Here is a 19,837-nt window from a genome sequence, read left to right on the forward strand (position 1 = left end):
TCGCGGTGATCTTCGCGGCCTCGCGGGCGGCGTTCGTGCTTCCGGCGGCGGCGACGCGCCCTGGCGCCGGGGAACTGCGTCGCCGGGGCCGGCATGCGGGCGACCGATGCCGGTCTCCTGGTCGGTGCTGATGATCAGTGGCGGCCCGCCGTCCTCCGTCGCCGTCTGCTGGAGGCCGTTGGAGAGCTTGCGCGACCTGCCGCGGGTTGGCGACGTTGCCTGACCAGGCGAAGTAGATGACGCCGCCGAGGTGGTACTTCTCCCACCACGTCCAGCGGGGGTGTCGACGCCGTAGGCGGCCTGGTTACTGGTCCGCTGCGCGTCGGTGACGGTGTGCGCGTCGGCCCCGTACACCTGCACCACGAACAGCTGGCCGACCTTCTCCTCCAGCGTCATGCCGTCCAACTGGGCGGCCACCCACTCCTCTCCCTCGTCGTCCGCGGCCGCCGGCGCGGCCAGCGTCGGGGCGGCGATCAGCGCGGCGGCGGTCGTGGCCGCGGCGACACGTAACAGGCTGCGACGGTGCATCCGGGGCATGCGGGCCTCCCGAGTGGGATGGGCGGTTGCCGTTTTCAGCGAGCCGGCTTGTGGCGGAACGTAGCGAAATGATTACCGCCGGTCAAGAGTGGTCACGCCCCGACGTCGTCCCGTTCGTCGTGCGGCGGGTGCTGCGCCCGGCTCCGCTTCGCGGCGGTGAAGCATGACGCGCGCGCTCCTGACACCGGCTCCGCACCCGCCGCCGCCTTCTCATGGCGCGCTCGTGGCGCCGGCTCCGCGTCCCTTCCCTCGCGCCCGCTCAGTCCGTCGGGCTGGAGGCGGGGAGGCGGTAGCGGTTGCCCGCCAAGGGCTCGACGAGGCCGTCGGAGACCAGGGCGTCGAGGGCGCGTTCGCGCTGCACGGCTCGGCCCACGCCGCGTCCAGCAGGCGCTTGGGCACCGGGCCGTCCGAGTCGCGCAGGATCGCCATCAGCCGGCCGCGGACCTGGCGGTCGGTGCCGTGCCATGCCTGGCCGCGGCGCGGGGGGCCGTCGTCCGGAGGAGAGCCGGCGAGGCGCCATGCGCAGGAGGCGGCCAGGGGGCACGAGGAGCATCGCGGCGAGCGCGCCGTGCAGACCAGCGCCCCGAGCTCCATGACGGCGACGGCCCAGCGCGGCGCGGTCTCGGCGTCCGGGACGAGGTCCAGCGCCATGCGCCGCTCGGCCGCCGTGGGCGCCGGCGGGTACTGGGTCCCGGCGACGGCGCGGGCGAACACGCGCCGGACGTTGGTGTCGAGGACGGCGTGCCGGGCGCCGAACGCGAACGATGCGACGGCGGCGGCCGTGTAGTCGCCGATGCCGGGCAGGGCGATGAGCTCGTCGTAGCTGGACGGCACCGCGCCACCGTGCCGGTCGACGATCGCGGCGGAGGCCGCGTGCAACCGCAGCGCCCGCCGCGGATACCCGAGCCGCCCCCAGGCGCGGATCGCCTCGCCGGCTCCTCGGCGGCGAGGTCGGCCGGCCGGGGCCACCGTCGCATCCAGGCCTGCCACCGGCTCGACCCGGACGACCGGCGTCTGCTGGAGCATGATCTCGCTCACGAGCACGCCCCACGGCGTCCGGTCCGGCGCGCCCACGGAAGGTCGCGGGCGTGCGCGGAGTACCAGGAGAGGACGGCGGCGTGCATCAGCGCCGAGTCTAAACGCCTCCGGCCGGCCGGTCGTAAAGGGTCGAAAAGGACATTCGAAAAATCATCCGATGACGTTCCGTCATTGGTCGTTGACTCATGATCACTCTCGTAGTTAGCGTCTCTCGCGCGTGATCATCTCATTGCGCACGGATAAATCCGGACTCTGTTCTCATCGAGGCCGGAATTGGGTAAGTGGAGAAGGAGCAAGCATGACTCTGGAAGCGACTGACCGGCGGCGTGTGCGTCGTGGTGCGGTCAAGGTGGCAGCGGGTGTGGCCGGCGCTGCGCTGGCCTGCTCGGCCGCCGGACTGCAGGCACAGGCCGCCGAGTCCGGCCAGGCCTCCGGGCCGGACCAGCGCTCCGGCGAGTTCAGGATCGCGGCGGACGGCTACTACGCCACCGCTCAGGTGCGGACCGGCGCGCAGGCGCCGATCCCGGTGCAGGTGCCGGAGCTCGACGCGCACGTGACCGTCGGGCAGATCGAGTCCGAGGCCAACTCGGCCGGCGTCGAGGGCGAGGACGAGGGCGTCTTCTCCCGGGCGTTCGGCACCATCGCCAGCATCGGCGGCGCGGGCGCCGAGTTCGACGTCCCGTACCTGGTCGAGCAGGTCGCGCTGCCGGAGGAGGCCGAGTCGGCGACGTACGGCCTGCACGAGCTCGAGGTCCCGATCCTCGGCAACCTCGACGCGATCTCCGGCGAGGTCAAGGCCAACTGGAACGACGACCTCGTCACCGAGGGCGGCGAGGGCGGCGTGCTGACGTCGCTGTACTCCGGCGTCGGCGAGGTCGACCTGATCGACGTCGCGGACCTGGGCGCGGTGACGGAGCTGCTGCCGATCGAGCTGCCGGCCGGCAGCCCGGTCGTCACGGTCGGCGCCGGCCAGCTGCTGCAGGAGACCGGCACCTTCCCGAAGGAGGACGGTTCCCTGGGTGCGTACGCCGAGGTCAGCGGCCGGTTCGCCGACCTGAGCGTGCTGGGTGGTGCGGCCAACGGCGGCATCTCGCTCGGCTTCGCGGGCTCCGACGACGGCGAGACGCCGAACGCGTGGGGCCGGCTGGAGGCGACCGGCGAGCCGGGCGGCGCGGCGTTCGACTACGAGCTGCCGGCCCTCGAGCTGCACGTCGGCGACAACGACGTCGTCCACGTCGAGCCGGGCTTCGACGAGACGTTCGACCTGGGCGGCCTGTCGGTGAACCTGAACTTCGCCGACTACCGCGACTCCGACACCGTCCTCGCCGAGGACGGCACGGTCGCGTCCGCGTCGGGCGGCGGCCTGTCGGTGCGCGTGACGGTCAGCGTCCCGGTGCCGGTCGTCGGCGACGTCGAGGTGGCCAGCGCCGAGGTCGGCCTGCTGAGCTTCCCCGAGCTGAGCGTCGAGGTGCCGCAGGGCGGCATCACCGGCGGCGCCGCCGCGGAGGCCGCGCGCTCGCTGTGAGACCTGGCACGGCGGCTCCACCCGTCGCCGTGACTGGAGAATGAGAATGACCTCGTGGGTCCGGTCCCTTCGTGAGAGGCGGCCGGGCCCACGAGTCCGTCTGCGGCAGAATGCGGCGGATGACGACGCTGCTGCTGGTCCACGGCGGGCTCTGGGAAGCGGGCATGGACGCCGACGCGTTCTGGCGGCGCCCCGGCGTCGTCGATGCGCTGGAGGACCGCGGGTTCGACGTCCTCGCGCCGGACCGGCCGGTGCACGCGGCGTCCTGGGCGGACGAGGCGGAGCACCTGGCCCGGGCGCTGCCGACGGGCCCATGCACCGTCGTCGCCGGGTCGAACGGCTGCTCAGCGGCGGTGCGGGCTGGCGCTGGCCGTCCGGACGCGGTCGCCCGGCTGCTGCTCGCCTGGCCCGCGACGGCGGGCGATCCCGCCGTCGACGCCCGGACGGCGGCCGCCCTCACGGCGTCGGGCGCCGCGCCGGAGGTCGTCGCGGGGCTGCTGGCCGGCGACACGCTGCGCGGCGTGACCGACGCGCGCGCTCGCCGGGCTGACGGCGCCGCTCGGGTTGCTGCCGGCCGAGCCGGAGAACCCGTTCCACCAGCGGCGGACGGTGGACGCGCTGGCAGGACTGGTTCCGGGCGCGACCGTGCTGCCCGGGTGCACCGAGCCGCCCCGCCCGGACTTCGCCGCCGACCTCGGCCGGTGCGCCGACGCGATGGCGGCGTTCGCCCGCTGACGCGCCTGGCGCCGGGGTGGGCTGACGTGGTGGCGGTTGTTCGCGCGGAGTGCGGTCCCCGCCCGGCTGGGAGGGCTTCCCACCCTACGGGCGGGCACTGACAGTCGCCGTTCGACGGTGACGTCCCGCTGGGTGGTGGAGTTCTTCGACCACTGTGCGGGGTCAGTGTGCTGATCATGCCGTCATGAGTTCGGGTTTGGCCACCTCCTTGTTGGTTGCCGGCGCGTTGAGCAGGGCCATGGAGGTTTCGGAGAGGTAGCGGCGTTCGGCGGTGACTTGCCATTCGTCGTGGGCCTCCACGAGGACCGATCCGGCCAGGCGGAGCAGGGCGGCGGGGTTGGGGAACACTCCGACGACGTCGGTGCGGCGTTTGACCTCCTTGTTCAGCCGTTCCAGCGGGTTGGTGGACCAGATCTTCTTCCAGTGGCTGATCGGGAACGTGGTGAACGCGAGGAGATCGTCCTTGGCGTCGCGCAGCATCTGTTCGACCTTGGGTAGTTGCCGGCCGAGCATGGTGGCGATGACGTCGAACTGCTCGTGCACGTGCTCGGCGTCGGGCTGGGCGAAGATCGTGCGGATCGCCGCGGCCACCATCTCGGCGTTGCCCTTGGGGACCTGGGCGAGCACGTTGCGTAGGAAGTGCACCCGGCAGCGCTGCCAGGCCGCGCCGATCAGCACCGAGGCGATGGCGTGCTTGAGGCCGGTGTGGGCGTCGGAGATGACCAGCTGGACACCGCCCAGCCCGCGGGCCTTCAACGAGCGCAGGAACGCGGTCCAGAACGCGCCGTCCTCGCTGTCGCCGACGTCGAACCCGAGCACCTCGCGCCGCCCGTCGGCGGTGACGCCGGTAGCGATGACCGCCTGGGACACCACGCGGCGGTTCACCCGGGCCTTGCAGTAGGTCGCGTCGAGGAACACGTACGGATAGGTCGTCTCGCCCAGCGACCGGTCCCGGAACGCACCCACTTCTTCGTCGAGATCGGCGCAGATCCGCGACACCTCCGACTTGGAGATCCCGCTGTCCGCGCCCAGCGCCTTGACCAGGTCATCGACCTTGCGGGTCACCCCATGCAGATACGCCTCCATGACCGCGAACAGGGCCTGGTCCACCGCCCGGCGCCGCTCCAACAGCGACGGGAAGAACGACCCCGTGCGCAGCTTCGGGATCCGCAACTCCAGATCCCCCGCGGTCGTGGTCAGGACCCTGGGTCGCGAGCCGTTGCGCTGCGCGGTCCGCTCCGCGCTGCGCTCCCACGGGCCAGCACCGATCACCGCCGTCGCCTCGGCATCGATCAACGCCTGATACATCCCTGCGCCGCGGTACGGACCCGATCATCCACATCAGCGGCCCGCATCACCTCGAGCACCTCAAGTAGGGCAGCATGGTCCAAGGCCATCGTGCGTCGTGTCCTTCCGTGAGTTCCATCGCTAGGTCTCACTGACCGTCGCACGATGGCCGCCCAACACCACCGTCGACACGACGACGCTCAAGCGGGCCACGAACTCCACCACTCCACGGGACGCCACCCGTTCGACCAGCGCCAGGGCGGCCGGAGGCGCGAGGCGAGGGGCGGCGACGGGTGGTGGCGCGTGGGCCACCCGAACGACGGCGTGCGCTGAAGTGCTGGCGGCGGTTCGCGCTGAGTGCGGTCCCCGCCCGGCTGGGAGGGCTTCCCACCCTATGGGCGGGCACTGACAGTCGCGGTTCGCGTGGCGCCCGGACGGCCGGCGGCGCGAGGTGGCGGGCGGTGACGGCGCGGCCCGCTGTTCGCGCGGTGTTCGGTCCCCGCCCGGCTGGGAGGGCTTCCCACCCTATGGGCGGGCGCTGACAGTCGCGGTTCGCGTGGCGCCTGGACGGCCGGCGGCGCGAGGTGGCGGGCGGTGACGGCGCGGCCCGCTGTTCGCGCGGTGTTCGGTTCCCGCCCGGCTGGGAGGGCTTCCCACCCTATGGGCGGGCGCTGACAGTCGCGGTTCGCGTGGCGCCTGGACGGCCGGCGGCGCGAGGTGGCGGGCGGTGACGGCGCGGCCCGCTGTTCGCGCGGAGTGCGGTTCCCGCCCGGCTGGGAGGGCTTCCCACCCTATGGGCGGGCGCTGACAGTCGCGGTTCGCGTGGCGCCTGGACGGCCGGCGGCGCGAGGTGGCGGGCGGTGACGGCACGGCCCGCTGTTCGCGCGGTGTTCGGTCCCCGCCCGGCTGGGAGGGCTTCCCACCCTACGGGCGGGCACTGACAGTCGCCGTTCGGCAGGCGCCGGGAGCGGCGGGCGGCGACCCGACGCGACCGCGCGTCAGACGTAGCGTTCGAGGATGCTGGACTCGGCCAGCCGGGACAGTCCCTCGCGGACGCTGCGGGCGCGGGACTCGCCCACGCCCTCGACGGCTTGGAGGTCGTCGACGCTGGCGGCGAGCAGTTTCTGCAGGCCGCCGAAGTGCTCGACCAGGCGGTCGATGACGCTGTCGGGGAGCCGCGGCACGCGCGCCAGCAGCCGGAACCCGCGTGGGCTCACCGCGGCGTCGAGCTGCTCGCCACCGCCGGGGAAGCCGAGCGCCCGGGCCACCGCGCCGAGGTCGAGCAGCTCGGTGCCGGACAGGGTGTCGAGCGCGCTGATGGCCTCGCCGAGGCTGCGCTTGCGGCGTCCGGACGGTGCCGGCAGGTAGTCGCGGATGACCAGCTCGCGGTCGGAGTCGACGCCGGCGACCAGTTCGTCGAGCTGCAGGCTGAGCAGCCGGCCGTCGGTGCCCAACTCGACGACGTAGCCGTCGATCTCGACCGAGATGCGCCGCACCATCTCGAGTCGCTGCGCCACCGAGACGACGTCGCGGACGGTGACGAGGTCCTCGATCTCCAGCGCCGACAGCGTGCCGGACACTTCGTCGAGGCGCAGCTTGTACCGCTCGAGCGTGGCCGGCGCCTGGTTGGCGCGCGACAGGATCTGCCCGGCGTCCTCGAGCACGTAACGGATGTCGTCGACGTAGATGGCGACGATGCGCATGGACTGGCTGACCGAGATGACCGGGAAGCCGGTCTGCTTGGCCACCCGCTCCGCGGTGCGGTGCCGGGTGCCGGACTCCGTCGTCGGGATGGACGGGTCGGGCACCAGCTGGGTGGCGCACTTGAGGATCTTCGTGCAGTCGCGGTCGACGACGATGGCGCCGTCCATCTTCGCCAGCTCGCGCAGCCGGGTGGCGCTGAACTCGACGTCGAGGCTGAAACCGCCGGTGGACATGGCCTCGATGGTCTTGTCGTAGCCGAGCACGACCAGGGCGCCGGTGCGGCCGCGCAGGATGCGCTCGAGGCCCTCGCGCAGGTTGGTGCCGGGCGCGACGGCTGCGAGAGCCAGGCGCAGTTTCGCGTCGGCGCCGGCTCGATCGATGCCTTGCACGTGACCCCTGTCGTGACCCGGACGGCTTGTCGTGATGAACAGTGTACGGTCGCGCGGCGCCGGCCCGGGGAGGGTGCGGCAACGACGCTGGATAGAACAGTCTAGGGCGTGATGTGCCGGTGCGCGGCGACGTTCACGTCAATACCACGCAACGATTCAGGTGCGCTGGGGCGAATCCGCAGCCAACCGGGCATCGCGGCCCGTCGCCGCCAGCGCCTGCCCGACGTCGGTGACCTCGACGACGCGGATGCCGCCGGGCACCGGGCCGGGGTCGGCGGGCACCAGGGCTGTGGTGAATCCCATGCGCTCGGCCTCGGCCAGCCGGCGGTTCAGGCCGGACACACGGCGGATCTCGCCGGCCAGCCCGACCTCGCCGAGCGCCGTGAGCCCGGCCGGCAACGGCGTGCCGATGGCGGCGCTGGCGACGGCGAGCAGCAGCGCGAGGTCGGTGGACGGCTCGGACAGCTTCGCGCCGCCGACGGTGGACGTGTAGACGTCGCTGTTGCTGAGCTTCACCTGGCCACGGCGCTCCAGGACGGCCAGCACCATGGCCACCCGGGAGGAGTCGAGCCCGCTGTTCGCCCGCCGGGGCGAGGCCAGCGCCGACGTGGCCACCAGTGCCTGCACCTCGCCCAGCAGCGGCCGCCGGCCCTCCAGCGTCACCGTGATGCAGGTGCCGGGGACGGGCGTGGCGTGCCGGCTCAGGAACAGCCCGGTGGGGTCGGCCAGCGACGAGATGCCGGTGTCGGTGAGGTCGAAGCAGCCGACCTCGTCGGCCGGGCCGAACCGGTTCTTCACCGTGCGCACCAGCCGCAGCCGCGAGTGCCGGTCGCCCTCGAACTGCAGCACGACGTCGACCAGGTGCTCCAGCACCCGCGGCCCCGCGATGCTGCCGTCCTTGGTGACATGGCCGACCAGGATCGTCGCGATGCCGCGGTCCTTCGCCACCCGGATCAGCGACGCCGCCACCTCGCGGACCTGCGTGACGCCGCCCGCCGCACCGTCGACGGCCGGGCTGGACACCGTCTGCACCGAGTCGAGCACCAGCAGCGTCGGCTGCACCTCGTCGATGTGCCCGAGCACGGCTGACAGGTCGGTCTCGGCGGCCAGGTACAGGTGGTCGGCGACCGCGCCGATGCGCTCGGCCCGCAGCCGCACCTGCGCCGCGGACTCCTCGCCGGTGACGTAGAGCGCCTGGCCCGCCTCGTGCGCCCACCGCGCCGTGACGTCGAGCAGCAGCGTCGACTTGCCGACACCCGGCTCGCCGGCCAGCAGGATGACGGCGCCCTGGACCAGCCCGCCGCCCAGCGCGCGGTCGAACTCGCCGACGCCGGTGGGCCGGGACCGGGCCGCCTCGATGGCGACGGAGCCGATGGGCCGGGCCGCCTCGGTGACCGGGCCGGCCGCCGTGACCCCGGCCTTCGCCGCGCCCGCCTGCTCGACCGTGCCCCACGCCTGGCACTCACCGCACCGGCCGACCCACTTCGCGGTGGTCCAGCCGCACTCGGAGCACCGGAACGCCGGGGCCGTCGCTTTCGCCTTCGCCATGTGATGAACCGTAGACGGCGCCACCGACAACGCTGTGGAGCTGGGGGCGTGAGGAGGGGCGGGGTGCTGCGCCGGCTCCGCCTCCGCCGCTGTCAGAAGCGGCGCCAGAAGAGGTTGACGGCGTAGTCGACGGAGGCGCCGTCGTGCTCGGCGAGGATGGCGTCGGCGTTCGCCGGGTCGAACTCGATCCGCACGACGGCCTCGAACGCCGCGCGGTCGGGCAGCTCCCAGCGCATCGTCAGCGGCTCGCGGTGCCAGCCCTGCCGGGCCCAGAACCGCTCGACCGCCTGTGCGTCGTACTTCGGCAGCGCGGTGCGGAACCAGCGGCCGAACGTCGAGCGCGTCGCGTCGTTGTCGATGACGAACGCGGTGCCGCCGCGCCGCACGACCCGGGCCAGCTCGGCCAGGCCCGGCTCGCAGCCCGGGCCGAAGAAGTAGGCCCAGCGGGCGTGCACGACGTCGACGGAGGCGGTCGGGAGCGGCAGCTGCTGGGCCGTGCCGCGCCGGACGGTGATGCGGGAGCGCACCGCTGCCGGCAGCGCCGCGACGCGCTGCTGGGCCCGGCGCACCAGCGGCGGGTGCGGCTCGACGCCGACGACGCGGCGGGCGGACGCGGCGAAGCGCGGGAGGTGGTACCCGGCACCGCAGCCGACGTCGAGCAGTTCCAGCCCGGCCCAGTCGTGCAGGCGCAGCATGGCGGCCTCGATGACACCGCCGGGATCGACGCCGCGGTTCTCGATCTCGTAGACGTCGGGATGGTGCCAGATGTTCGGACTCGGGATCACGTCGCGGCGCACAGATCAATCATTGCAGACGCTCAGGTCGAATTCGGACAGAAAGGGATTTAAGAAAGCACTGTCACCGGTATGTCACCTAGAAGATTGACCTTTTGTAGAGTACCTTGACACCCCTGGCCAGGGCGTCAAATGTACTCCCTGGCGGGCACCCAGAAAACAGGTTGCCTGGGAAACACCTTTCGAATGATTTGAGGAGAATTGTGTTGAAGACAGTGCTGCGTGGCGCCGTTGTGGCCGGCGCTGCGCTCGCCGCCTGTTTCGCCCTGAGCGTGCCGGCGGCCACGGCCGAGGAGGGCAAGGGGGTTGAGCTCCCCAACGAGATCACCAGTGTCGAAGAGGCCGACGGCCTGCTCGACAACCTCGGCCTCGGTGACATCGAGGTGGGCAACAGCATCTGCGCGCTGCCCTGGCTCTGGCAGGGCCCGTTCAACATCTTCGTGGGCGGCCAGGAGGCCTACTACGAGGCCTGCAACGGCAACACCGGCATCGCCATCGGTGACGGGATCAACGTCCTGAACCACGGCGCCGACTCGTACGGCGATGGCATCAACGTCCTCAATAACGCCTGCGCGGCGCCCTGGCTCTGGCAGGGTCCGGCGAACGGCGCGACGGAGGACCAGGCCGCCTACTACGTGGTCTGCAACACCGAGGAGACCACGTACGGCGACGGCATCAACGTGCTCAACGGCGCGTGCGCGCTGCCGTGGCTGTGGCAGGGCCCGGCGAACGTGTTCGTCGAGGGCCAGGAGGCCACCTACGTCGCGTGCAACAGCGACGGCACCACCTACGGTGACGGCCTCAACGTCGGCAACAACGTCTGTGCGCTGCCGTGGCTGTGGCAGGGCCCGGTCAACGGGTTCAGCGACGGCCAGTCCGCGCACTACGCCGCCTGCAACAACGACGGCACGCTGACCGGCGACGGTGTCAACCTGCTGAACAACGCCTGCGCCGCGCCGTGGCTGTGGCAGGGTCCGATCAACGCGGTGCTGGGCTCGCAGTCGGCCCACTACACCGCCTGCAGCGGCGCCGACGCGCCGTCGACGGACCTCCTCAGCAGCCTCGTCTCGGGCGAGGGTGACGGTGGCAGCATCGACATCCTCAACGACGCGTGCGGCGCGCCGTGGCTGTGGCAGGGCCCGCTGAACGCGCTGATCGGCAGCCAGGAGGCCTACTACCAGGCCTGCGACTACCGCGCAGAGGCGGAGACCGAGGTCGACGGCACTGAGGTCGACGGGACCGAGGTCGACGGGACCGAGGTCGACGGGACCGAGGTCGACGGCACTGAGGTCGACGGCACTGAGGTCGACGGCACTGAGGTCGACGGCACTGAGGTCGACGGCACTGAGGTCGACGGCACTGAGGTCGACGGGACCGAGGTCGACGGCACTGAGGTCGACGGCACTGAGGTCGACGGCACTGAGGTCGACGGGACCGAGGTCGACGGGACCGAGGTCGACGGGACCGAGGTCGACGGCACTGAGGTCGACGGCACTGAGGTCGACGGCACTGAGGTCGACGGCACCGAGACCGACGGCACCGAGACCGACGGCTCGGAGGACGGTGCCGCTGACGGTGCCGCCGACGGCTCCGGCGACGGCGAGGCGCTGCCGGACACCGGCGCGTCGAGCCAGCTGCTGGTCGTCGGCGCCGGCCTGCTGCTCGCCGGTGCGGCCGCCGCGTTCGCGGTGAACCGCCGCCAGGTCCAGCAGTAGCGGCAACTCCCCTGCAGAGGCCGCCGGCCCGGATGACGACGTCCGGGCTCGGCGGCCTCTTGCTGTACGGCGTCAGCGCGCCGCGATGGCCGGGTGCAGCACCAGCGCGGTCCCTGTCAGGGTGTCGCGCGCGCCGCTGTCGCAGGGTGGGTCAGCAGCGGTAGCTGGGCGGCGAGGAACGCCTCGCAGTGCTCGGCCAGTTGCTCGTACGCCTTGTCACCGATGAGCGCCCGCAGCTCCGGCTCGTTCGACCGGTACACCGGCTCGCGCCCGACGTGCGCCTCGGTGGCCATCGTGCAGTACCACGTCATGTCGTGGCCGCCGGCGCCCCATCCGGCGCGGTCGTACTCACCGATGGAGATCTCGAGGTACGACGTGCCGTCGGGCCGTTCGGCCTCGCGGTAGGAGCGCCGGATCGGCAGCTGCCAGCACACGTCGGGCTTGGTCTCGAGCGGGTGCTGCCCGTTCGCCAGCGCGTACGCGTGCAGCGCGCAACCCGTGCCGCCGGCGAACCCGGGCCGGTTCAGGAACACGCACGCGCCGTCGACGACGCGGGTCTTGCGCTCGCCCTCGTCGTCGGTCTCGACGATGCCGCCGCGCAGGCCCTCGTCGCGCAGCTGCCACGTCTCGGGACCCAGCCGGTTGGCGTACCCGCGCACGCGCTTCTCGTCGTCCTCGTCGGAGAAGTGGGCGCCGTGCGTGCAGCAGCCGTCGTCGGGACGGTCGGCGTAGATACCGGGGCAGCCCTGCCCGAAGATGCACGTCCACCGGGACGTCAGCCAGGTGAGGTCGCAGCGCAGCACCTGGCCGTCGTCGGCCGGATCGGTGAATTCCACCCAGGCTCGCGCTCCGTGTGTCCGCAGCTCCACCCCACGAGTATCGTCGTTTTCGTGCGCATGGGTGTGCTCGACGTCGGTTCCAACACCGTCCATCTGCTGTTGGTCGACGCGCACAGGGGTGCGCGTCCGCTGCCGGCGTACAAGCAGAAGACCGACCTGCGGCTGGTCGAACTGCTCGACGACTCCGGGTCCATCGGCAAGGAAGGCGCCAAACAGCTGGTGCAGAGCTGCCGCGAGGCGGTCGAGGCGGCCGAGGACAAGGGCGCCACGTCCATGCTGGCGTTCGCGACGTCGGCGCTGCGCGAGGCCGTCAACGGGACCGCCGTCCTCGACCGCGTGCGCGACGAAGCCGGTGTCGACCTGCAGATCCTGTCCGGCGAGGACGAGGCGCGGCTGACGTTCCTGGCGGTGCGGCGCTGGTACGGCTGGTCGGCGGGGCGGCTGCTGAGCCTCGACATCGGCGGCGGCTCGCTGGAACTGGCCGCCGGCGGCGACGAGGATCCCGACGTCGCCGTGTCGCTGCCGCTGGGCGCCGCCCGGCTCACCCGCGACTGGTTCACCGGCGACCCGCCCGACAAGGACGAGGTGCGGGCGCTGCGGCGGCACGTGCGGGCCGAGGTCGCGTCGATCATCGGTGACGTCAACCGGTACGGCGAGCGCGACCGCGCGGTCGCGTCGAGCAAGACGTTCCGGTCGCTGGCCCGGGCCGCCGGCGCCGCGCCGTCCGGCGAGGGCCCGTACGTCCGGCGCACACTCAGCCGCTCTGACGTGCAGGATCTGGCGAAGAAGCTGGCCTCCATGACGGCCGCCGAGCGGGCCAAGCTGCCCGGTGTCTCGTCCGGGCGGGCGGGGCAGCTGCTGGCCGGCGCCATCGTCGCCGACGCCGCGCTCGACCTGTTCGAGATCGACGAGGTCGACGTCTGCCCGTGGGCGTTGCGCGAGGGCGTCATTCTGCGCCGGCTGGACCAGATCGAGGGGGGCACCTTCGGCGAATCGGACGTATCGGGTTAGAGTCGTCTGGCTGTTACCGTCTCGTGATCTTCCGGAGGACCGCCGCTCGTGCCCCACGCTCGCCACAAGCGGCGCCGTCCTGGCCGTCTCAGCCGTCTCGTCCTGCCCGTCGCGGGTGCGGGCGCGGCCGCCGGAGCCGCTGTCGGTGCGACGGCGTTCTCGTCGGCGCCGCCTCCGGTGGCCGCCGTCTCGCCGGTCTCACCGGCCCCGTTCGACGTCGACGAGCTGCGCCAGGAGGCCGCGGCCGGACCGGACCGCGGTGACAACGCCGCGCCGTCCCCGCTGGCCGGCAGCGGCACGCCGTCCACCCCCGCCCCGACTCCGTCGGTGACCGCCGCGCCGACGCCGTCGCCCACGACCGTCCCGCCCACCCCGTCGCCCACACCCACGCCGGCCGGGTTCCCGCCGATCGCCGGCTGCGACGCCACCATCCCCGGCGACGACGTCGGCAACGGCGAGCTCGGCGACGAGCACCTGTGCGGCATCGGCAGCGGCCAGCGGCTGCGTCCCGACGCCGCCGCCTCCTTCGTCGCGCTCGACGCGTTCTACCGGGCCGAGACCGGCGAGGGCCTGATCCCCTGCGTCACCGATTCCTACCGCAGCTACGAGGCCCAGGTCGACGTCGCCGACCGCAAGCCCGGCCTGGCCGCAAGACCCGGCACCAGCGAGCACGGCTGGGGCCTCGCCGTCGACGTCGGCTGCGGCGCCAACTCCTTCGACGGCGCCCTCTACGCCTGGCTCGACGACAACGCCGGCGACTTCGGCTGGGAGAACCCCGGCTGGGCCCAGCCCGGAGGCAGCACGCCCGAGCCTTGGCATTGGGAGTTCACACCTGCGTCCTGAACCCGCGGGGCCGCTTACTCTTGGGAGCGTGTCCGAACTGCGCCAGAGTGCCTCCGGGGTGCTGCGCGTCCCCGAGGCGCCGGTGGGGCTGTCCACTGCTGCCACGTATCCGCAGGGGGCGGCCACGGCGTTCGAGATGGCCGCGTCGCTCGGGTACGACGGCGTCGAGGTCATGGTGTGGACCGACCCGGTCAGCCAGGACATCGACCAGATCGAGCAACTGGCCGAGCGCTACGGCCTGCCGGTGCTGTCCGTGCACGCGCCGTGCCTGCTCATCACCCAGCGGGTGTGGTCGCCCGACCCCACGGTGCGGCTGACGAAGTCCCTCGAGGCGGCCCGCCGCCTCGGCGCCTCCACCGTCGTCGTCCATCCGCCGTTCCGGTGGCAGCGCGAGTACGCCCGCGGCTTCGTCGAGCTGGTCGACCGCCTGGAGGACGAGTTCGGCATCGCCGTCGCGGTCGAGAACATGTACCCGTGGCGCGCCGCCGGCCGCGAGGTCGCCGCCTACGCGCCCGACTGGGACCCCACCGACGAGTCGTACCGGCACATCACCCTCGATCTCTCCCACGCCGCCGTCGCCGGGCAGGACTCCCTGGTGCTGTCCGAGTCGATCGGTGACCGCCTCGCGCACGTGCACATGACCGACGGCACCGGCTCGGCCCGCGACGAGCACCTGATCCCGGGCCGCGGCAACCAGCCGTGCTCGGCGGTGCTGGAGCGGCTGGCCTTCATCGAGTGGTCCGGGTCGGTGATCCTCGAGGTGAGCACCCGGCGGGCCCGCAACCTGGCCGAGCGCGAGGCCGACCTCGCCGAGGCGCTGGCCTTCACCCGCCTCAATCTCGCCGCCTCCGTGGAGACGGCCTTCGCGGTCGGCCCCGACGGTACGGCGGAACTGGTCGCCCGCGGCGAGGCGAGCTAGGCGGCTGGGCTTCGGGGCGACCCGTCCGCTGGCGGGGTCGTGCCGGAACGCGCGCATGTCCTGCGCGTAGGGGCGGGGACCGCGGTCCTCGCGGCCCACTCCGGGCCGTCTCGCGCGTGGGCACGTCGAGCACCGAGTAGCCCCCGAGCTGCGTGGTCTGCGGAGACGTCCCCTCGGTCATCGTGCCGTCCCGAGGTTGTCGGTGCCCGCCCGTAGGGTGGGCCCCACCCGGGCCGGGAGGGGTCTACCTACCACTGCGCAAGCGACGCGACGCTTGCGCGGCGCCGACGTTGAACCCGCGCCACTTCCACGCCCCGTCGGCTGCTCGGCGACGTGCCCTGGCTCTCGCCATGATCATCCAGGATGTGGTGTGCTATCACGCCGCAACACCTGGATGATCTTGAGTGAAGAGCGGCCAGGGTGACGTCCCGCTGAGAGGTGGAGTTCTTCGACCACTGTGCGGGGTCAGTGGGTTAGATCATGCCGTCATGAGTTCGGGTTTGGCCACCTCCTTGGTGGTGGGTGTGGTGAGTAGCGCCATGGAGGCTTCGGAGAGGTAGCGGCGTTCGGCGGCGACCTGCCATTCATCGTGGGCCTCCACCAGGACAGCGCCGGCCAGGCGGAGCAGGGCGGCGGGGTTGGGGAACACTCCGACGACGTCGGTGCGGCGTTTGACCTCCTTGTTCAGCCGTTCCAGCGGGTTGGTGGACCAGATCTTCTTCCAGTGACTGATCGGGAACGCGGTGAACGCGAGGAGATCGTCGCTGGCGTCGCGCAGCATCTGTTCGACCTTGGGTAGTTGCCGGCCGAGCATGGTGGCGATGACGTCGAACTGCTCGTGCACGTGCTCGGCGTCGGGCTGGGCGAAGATCGTGCGGATCGCCGCGGCCACCATCTCGGCGTTGCCCTTGGGGACCTGGGCGAGCACGTTGCGTAGGAAGTGCACCCGGCAGCGCTGCCAGGCCGCCCCGAGCAGGACCGAGGCGATGGCGTGCTTGAGGCCGGTGTGGGCGTCGGAGATGACCAGCTGGACACCGCCCAGCCCGCGGGCCTTCAACGAGCGCAGGAACGCGGTCCAGAACGCGCCGTCCTCGCTGTCACCGACGTCGAATCCGAGCACCTCGCGGCGCCCGTCGGCGGTGACGCCGGTGGCGATGACCACCGCCTGGGACACCACGCGGCGGTTCACCCGAGCCTTGCAGTAGGTGGCGTCGAGGAACACGTACGGATAGGCCTGATCGGCCAGCGACCGGTCCCGGAAGCTGGAGACCTCGGCGTCGAGGTCGGCGCAGATCCGCGACACCTCCGACTTGGAGATCCCGCTGTCCGCGCCCAGCGCCTTGACCAGGTCGTCGACCTTGCGGGTCGACACCCCGTGCAGGTAGGCCTCCATGATCACGGCGAACAACGCCTGGTCGACTCGGCGGCGCCGCTCCAACAGGGAGGGGAAGAACGACCCGGTGCGCAACTTGGGAATGCGCAACTCCAGATCCCCGGCCGTGGTCGACAGGGTCCGCGGTCGCGAGCCGTTGCGGTGCGCGGTCCGATCCGCGCTGCGTTCCCACGGACCGGCGCCGATCACCGCCGTCGCCTCGGCCTCGATCAACGCCTGATACATCGCCTGCGCCGCGGTGCGAACCCGATCGTCCACGTCAGCGGCCCGCATCGCCTCGAGCACCTCAAGTAGGGCAGCATGGTCCAAGGCCATCGTGCGTTCGTGTCCTCTCGTGAGAATCCCTAGTCAGGTCTCACTGACCGTCGCACGATGGCCGCCCTACGCCACCGTCGACACGACGACGCTCAAGCGGGCCGGGAACTCCACCACGCCAAGGGACGTCACCGCCCGGCGAACCCAAAAGACCAAAGAAACGACGAAAGGCGCCGAGGGCCGATGCCCCCGACGCGAGTCGCGATGCGAGAAAACCGAGCAGCACGGGGGAGATTGCCGCAGGAGAAGCTGACAATCTCCGTCCCGTGCCCTCAGCCCAGAGTCAGCCCTGCGGCAGCAGCTGCGTGCCCTCGGGGAGCAGCTCCAGGAGCTCGGTCTCGGTGAGGTCCTCGGGGGCGACACCCTCGGGCAGCAGGCTCTCCAGCTGCTCCTGGACGTCGGCCGGGATCTCCTCGGAGCCGTTGCAGGCCGCGTAGTCGCCGGCCTGGCTGCCCAGCAGGACGTTGAACGGGCCCTGCCAGAACCACGGCAGGATGCACGCGTTGTCGGCGATGCTGCTGCCCTCGGTGTCCTCGGACGCTCCGTTGCAGGCCGAGTACGAGCCGTACTGGTCCTCGACCATGAAGTTGACCGGGCCCTGCCAGAACCACGGCAGGATGCAGGCGTTGTTCAGGATGTCGATCTCCGGCAGGGAGTCGGCACCCGGAACCTCCGGAGCCGCGGAGGCCGTGGCCCCGATGCCCATGGAGGCTGCGAACGCCACACCAGCGACGAGGGCGCCGCGCAGTACGTTCTTCACCAGAATACTCCTTGAATGATCACGCGTTGTGTTGCGGTCGGTTGGTGCTTGATGCGCATCAGCACGAAAGCTTTGACTGGCGGGCGGTCTATGTCAAGCGTGTTGTCGGAGAGTCACCCGATTGGTGTGACTGGTCGCCGCATACCCCTCCTGTACAGGAGGTTCATGGTGGTGATGGCACATTTCCACCGAGTTTTCGACACTTCGCGCACATCACCGAAAGAATGCGACAACACGGCACATGTCAGGTGTGTGACGGAGTCGGCGGCGGGCGCTGGGCGGCGCCGCCGGATAGGATGCCGGAATTGTGGGAAAGGTTCTTCGAGGTCGGTCGGGACGTCGTCGAGGCGCGCCCGACACCAGGGGAGAGATCCTCGCCGCCGCGCGCCAGGTGTTCGGTGAGCGCGGGTACGACGGCGCCAGCGTGCGCGCCATCGCGGCGGCGGCAGAGGTCGACCCGGCGCTCGTCCATCACTACTTCGGGACCAAGGAGAAGCTCTTCCTGGCCGCGATGGACATCCCGTTCGACCCGTCGATCATCGCCGACGCTGTCACCGACGAGACCAGCGGCGAGGGCATCGGGGAGCGGGCCATCCGCACGTTCCTCGGCGTCTGGAGTCAGCCGGCCAGCCGGGCGCCGATTCTCGCGCTGCTCCGCTCCGCCATGCAGCACGAGGCCGCGGCCCGGCTGATGCGCCAGTTCGTCACCCGCGCCATCCTCGGCCGCGTGCTCGTCGCCTTCGAGGGCGTGCCGAACGGTGCGCTGCGGGCCGAGGCCATGGTGTCGCAGCTCATCGGCCTGGCGATCACCCGCTACGTGGTCAAGCTGGAGCCCATCGCCTCGGTGCCGGACGAGGAGTTGGTGCGGCTGATCGCCCCGGTGCTGCAGCGCTACTACGACGGCGCCTTCGAGCAGGACTGACCCACCCGAAAACCCCCTGACGCTTGACGCGGCTCGTTCACGGTCGCATTATTCATCACATGATGAATTCCGCTGTGCGGATCCGCGGACTGCGGGTCGTCCGCGGCCCGCTCACCGTCCTCGACGACTTCGACCTGGACATCCGCGCCGGCAGCGTGACCGGCCTGCTCGGCCCGTCCGGGTCCGGGAAGTCGACGCTGATGCGCGCGATCGTGGGGGTGCAGAAGGTCGCCGGCGGGACGGTCGAGGTCCTCGGCCAGCCGGCCGGCGCCAAGGTGCTGCGCGACCGCGTCGCCTACGTCACCCAGGCGCCCAGCGTCTACGCCGACCTGACGGTCCGGCAGAACCTGCGCTACTACGCACGCGTCCTCGGCGCTCCGGCGAGCGACGTCGACCGCGCGATCGAGCAGGTCGACCTCGGCACGCACGCCGACCACCTGGTCGGGCGGTTGTCCGGCGGGCAGGAGTCGCGCGTCTCGCTGGCGACGGCGCTGCTCGGCTCGCCGGAGCTGCTGGTGCTCGACGAACCGACGGTGGGGCTCGACCCGGTGCTGCGGGTGCAGCTGTGGGAGCTGTTCAACCGGCTCGCCGCCGACGGCGCCACGCTGCTGGTGTCCAGCCACGTGATGGACGAGGCCGAGCGGTGCGAGCGGCTGGTGCTGCTGCGCGACGGACGGCTGCTGGCCGACGACACGCTTGCCGGCCTGCTGGCCCGCACCGGCGCCGCCGACGCCGAGGGGGCGTTCCTCGAACTGGTGGAGAAGGCGGAGCAGGAGGTGTCGTCATGACCCCGCGGATCACCCTGGCCACGGCCGCGCGCGTGCTGTCGCAGCTGCGCCACGACCCGCGCACGATCGCGCTGATGCTGGTGGTCCCCAGCCTGCTGCTGGCGCTGTTGTGGTGGATCTACGACGGCGGAGTCGTGTTCGACCGCATCGGCCCGGCGCTGCTGGCGATCTTCCCGTTCCTGGTGATGTTCCTGGTGACGTCGATCGCGACGCTGCGGGAGCGGACGTCGGGGACGCTTGAGCGGCTGCTGTCGATGCCGACCGGCAAGCTCGACTTCCTGGCCGGCTACGCCGTGGCGTTCGGGCTGGTGGCGCTGGTGCAGGCGCTGATCACGGCGTCGGTGGCGATCGGCCTGCTCGACCTCAACACCGCCGGTCCGGCCTGGCTGCTGATCGCCGTCGCGGTGTTCGACGCGCTGCTGGGTGTGGCGCTCGGGCTGTTCGTCAGCGCCTTCGCGTCGACGGAGTTCCAGGTCGTCCAGTTCATGCCGGCGCTGATCGTCCCGCAGTTCCTGCTCTGCGGGCTGCTGGTGCCGCGTGACGAGCTGCCGGACGTGCTGAGCGCCATCTCCGACGTGCTGCCGCTGTCGTACGCCGTCGACGCGATGAGCGAGGTGCAGTCCAACGTCGACCCGCAGGTGTGGGGTCAGATCGGCGTCGTTCTCGGGTTCTCGGTGGCGCTGCTGGCACTCGGCGCGGCCACGTTGCGTCGCCGCACTCCCTGATCGCTGGTGCCGTACGCTGGCGGGGTCCGCCTACCGTGAAGGAGAGGGCA

General features: G+C 71.7%; 16 protein-coding genes and 3 pseudogenes. 8 read left to right on the forward strand and 11 right to left on the reverse strand.

What is annotated here, in order from left to right; genetic code table 11:
- Both BLU82_RS00005 and BLU82_RS00010 read right to left on the reverse strand, forming a co-directional pair.
- Nucleotides 1-537 (reverse strand): annotated as a pseudogene (locus BLU82_RS00005) (hypothetical protein); the annotation flags it as partial.
- 259 nt (nucleotides 538-796) lie between these two features.
- Nucleotides 797-1,661, reverse strand: a pseudogene (locus tag BLU82_RS00010) (A/G-specific adenine glycosylase).
- A gap of 212 nt (nucleotides 1,662-1,873) precedes the next feature.
- Between BLU82_RS00010 and BLU82_RS00015 the strand changes: the two are divergent.
- Nucleotides 1,874-3,100: a hypothetical protein gene (locus BLU82_RS00015; RefSeq protein ID WP_157740439.1), complete on the forward strand. Its 1,227-nt coding sequence runs from the start codon at nucleotides 1,874-1,876 to the stop codon at nucleotides 3,098-3,100.
- Between the two features lie 344 nt (nucleotides 3,101-3,444).
- Here the strand turns inward: BLU82_RS00015 and BLU82_RS33865 are convergent, their stop codons facing one another.
- The 6 genes and pseudogenes from BLU82_RS33865 to BLU82_RS36200 form a co-directional block, all read right to left on the reverse strand.
- Nucleotides 3,445-3,762: a hypothetical protein gene (locus BLU82_RS33865; protein WP_157740440.1), complete on the reverse strand. Its 318-nt coding sequence runs from the start codon at nucleotides 3,760-3,762 to the stop codon at nucleotides 3,445-3,447.
- A gap of 247 nt (nucleotides 3,763-4,009) precedes the next feature.
- Nucleotides 4,010-5,232, reverse strand: a pseudogene (locus BLU82_RS00025) (IS256 family transposase).
- Between the two features lie 888 nt (nucleotides 5,233-6,120).
- Entirely contained in the window at nucleotides 6,121-7,251 is a 1,131-nt protein-coding gene (gene disA, locus BLU82_RS00030) for a DNA integrity scanning diadenylate cyclase DisA (protein WP_370246347.1), read from the reverse strand.
- 120 nt (nucleotides 7,252-7,371) lie between these two features.
- Nucleotides 7,372-8,763 (reverse strand): DNA repair protein RadA, encoded by a 1,392-nt coding sequence (radA, locus tag BLU82_RS00035; protein WP_092614061.1) that lies wholly within the window; start codon nucleotides 8,761-8,763, stop codon nucleotides 7,372-7,374.
- A gap of 92 nt (nucleotides 8,764-8,855) precedes the next feature.
- Nucleotides 8,856-9,560 (reverse strand): class I SAM-dependent methyltransferase, encoded by a 705-nt coding sequence (locus BLU82_RS00040; RefSeq protein WP_197682644.1) that lies wholly within the window; start codon nucleotides 9,558-9,560, stop codon nucleotides 8,856-8,858.
- A gap of 125 nt (nucleotides 9,561-9,685) precedes the next feature.
- Entirely contained in the window at nucleotides 9,686-11,191 is a 1,506-nt protein-coding gene (locus tag BLU82_RS36200) for a pentapeptide repeat-containing protein (RefSeq protein WP_370246350.1), read from the reverse strand.
- On the opposite strand from BLU82_RS36200, the gene BLU82_RS36205 reads away from it, so the two are divergent.
- A complete protein-coding gene (locus BLU82_RS36205) occupies nucleotides 11,165-11,272 on the forward strand; it encodes an LPXTG cell wall anchor domain-containing protein (RefSeq protein ID WP_370246349.1) in 108 nt (35 codons plus the stop codon). The two genes, BLU82_RS36200 and BLU82_RS36205, sit on opposite strands and share 27 nt — an antisense overlap.
- A 116-nt stretch (nucleotides 11,273-11,388) precedes the next feature.
- Here BLU82_RS36205 and BLU82_RS00050 read toward each other — a convergent pair whose 3' ends face one another.
- Nucleotides 11,389-12,108: a hypothetical protein gene (locus BLU82_RS00050; RefSeq protein WP_092614066.1), complete on the reverse strand. Its 720-nt coding sequence runs from the start codon at nucleotides 12,106-12,108 to the stop codon at nucleotides 11,389-11,391.
- 54 nt (nucleotides 12,109-12,162) lie between these two features.
- Between BLU82_RS00050 and BLU82_RS00055 the strand changes: the two genes are divergently transcribed.
- Genes BLU82_RS00055 through BLU82_RS00065 form a run of 3 tightly spaced genes read left to right on the forward strand, consistent with a single transcriptional unit; the run spans nucleotide 12,163 to nucleotide 14,884 of the window.
- Complete coding sequence (locus BLU82_RS00055) at nucleotides 12,163-13,122, forward strand: Ppx/GppA phosphatase family protein (protein ID WP_092614068.1); 960 nt, start codon at nucleotides 12,163-12,165, stop codon at nucleotides 13,120-13,122.
- Between the two features lie 48 nt (nucleotides 13,123-13,170).
- Entirely contained in the window at nucleotides 13,171-13,965 is a 795-nt protein-coding gene (locus BLU82_RS00060; RefSeq protein ID WP_092614070.1) for a D-alanyl-D-alanine carboxypeptidase family protein, read from the forward strand.
- A 58-nt stretch (nucleotides 13,966-14,023) separates the two neighbouring features.
- Entirely contained in the window at nucleotides 14,024-14,884 is an 861-nt protein-coding gene (locus tag BLU82_RS00065) for a sugar phosphate isomerase/epimerase family protein (protein WP_092614072.1), read from the forward strand.
- Between the two features lie 478 nt (nucleotides 14,885-15,362).
- On the opposite strand, the gene BLU82_RS00070 is transcribed toward BLU82_RS00065, so the two are convergent.
- Together BLU82_RS00070 and BLU82_RS00075 are read right to left on the reverse strand one after the other, a co-directional pair.
- Nucleotides 15,363-16,592 carry an IS256 family transposase gene (locus BLU82_RS00070; RefSeq protein WP_092614075.1) on the reverse strand — a complete coding sequence of 410 codons (1,230 nt, stop codon included), beginning with the start codon at nucleotides 16,590-16,592 and terminating at the stop codon, nucleotides 15,363-15,365.
- Nucleotides 16,593-16,875: 283 nt separating this feature from the next.
- Nucleotides 16,876-17,352: a hypothetical protein gene (locus BLU82_RS00075; RefSeq protein WP_092614077.1), complete on the reverse strand. Its 477-nt coding sequence runs from the start codon at nucleotides 17,350-17,352 to the stop codon at nucleotides 16,876-16,878.
- A 307-nt stretch (nucleotides 17,353-17,659) separates the two neighbouring features.
- Here BLU82_RS00075 and BLU82_RS00080 point away from each other — a divergent pair, with 307 nt between their 5' ends.
- The 3 genes from BLU82_RS00080 to BLU82_RS00090 are packed head-to-tail and all read left to right on the forward strand — an operon-like array spanning nucleotide 17,660 to nucleotide 19,787.
- Nucleotides 17,660-18,274, forward strand: coding sequence for a TetR family transcriptional regulator (locus BLU82_RS00080; RefSeq protein WP_092614079.1), 615 nt, complete (start codon nucleotides 17,660-17,662; stop codon nucleotides 18,272-18,274).
- Nucleotides 18,275-18,333: 59 nt separating this feature from the next.
- Nucleotides 18,334-19,062 (forward strand): ABC transporter ATP-binding protein, encoded by a 729-nt coding sequence (locus BLU82_RS00085; protein ID WP_092614081.1) that lies wholly within the window; start codon nucleotides 18,334-18,336, stop codon nucleotides 19,060-19,062.
- Nucleotides 19,059-19,787 carry an ABC transporter permease gene (locus BLU82_RS00090; protein WP_092614083.1) on the forward strand — a complete coding sequence of 243 codons (729 nt, stop codon included), beginning with the start codon at nucleotides 19,059-19,061 and terminating at the stop codon, nucleotides 19,785-19,787. The genes BLU82_RS00085 and BLU82_RS00090 overlap by 4 nt, the downstream gene beginning before the upstream one ends.
- Nucleotides 19,788-19,837: the final 50 nt, after the last annotated feature.

Origin of the sequence: Jiangella sp. DSM 45060, assembly GCF_900105175.1 — a bacterium.
Lineage (GTDB): Bacteria > Actinomycetota > Actinomycetes > Jiangellales > Jiangellaceae > Jiangella.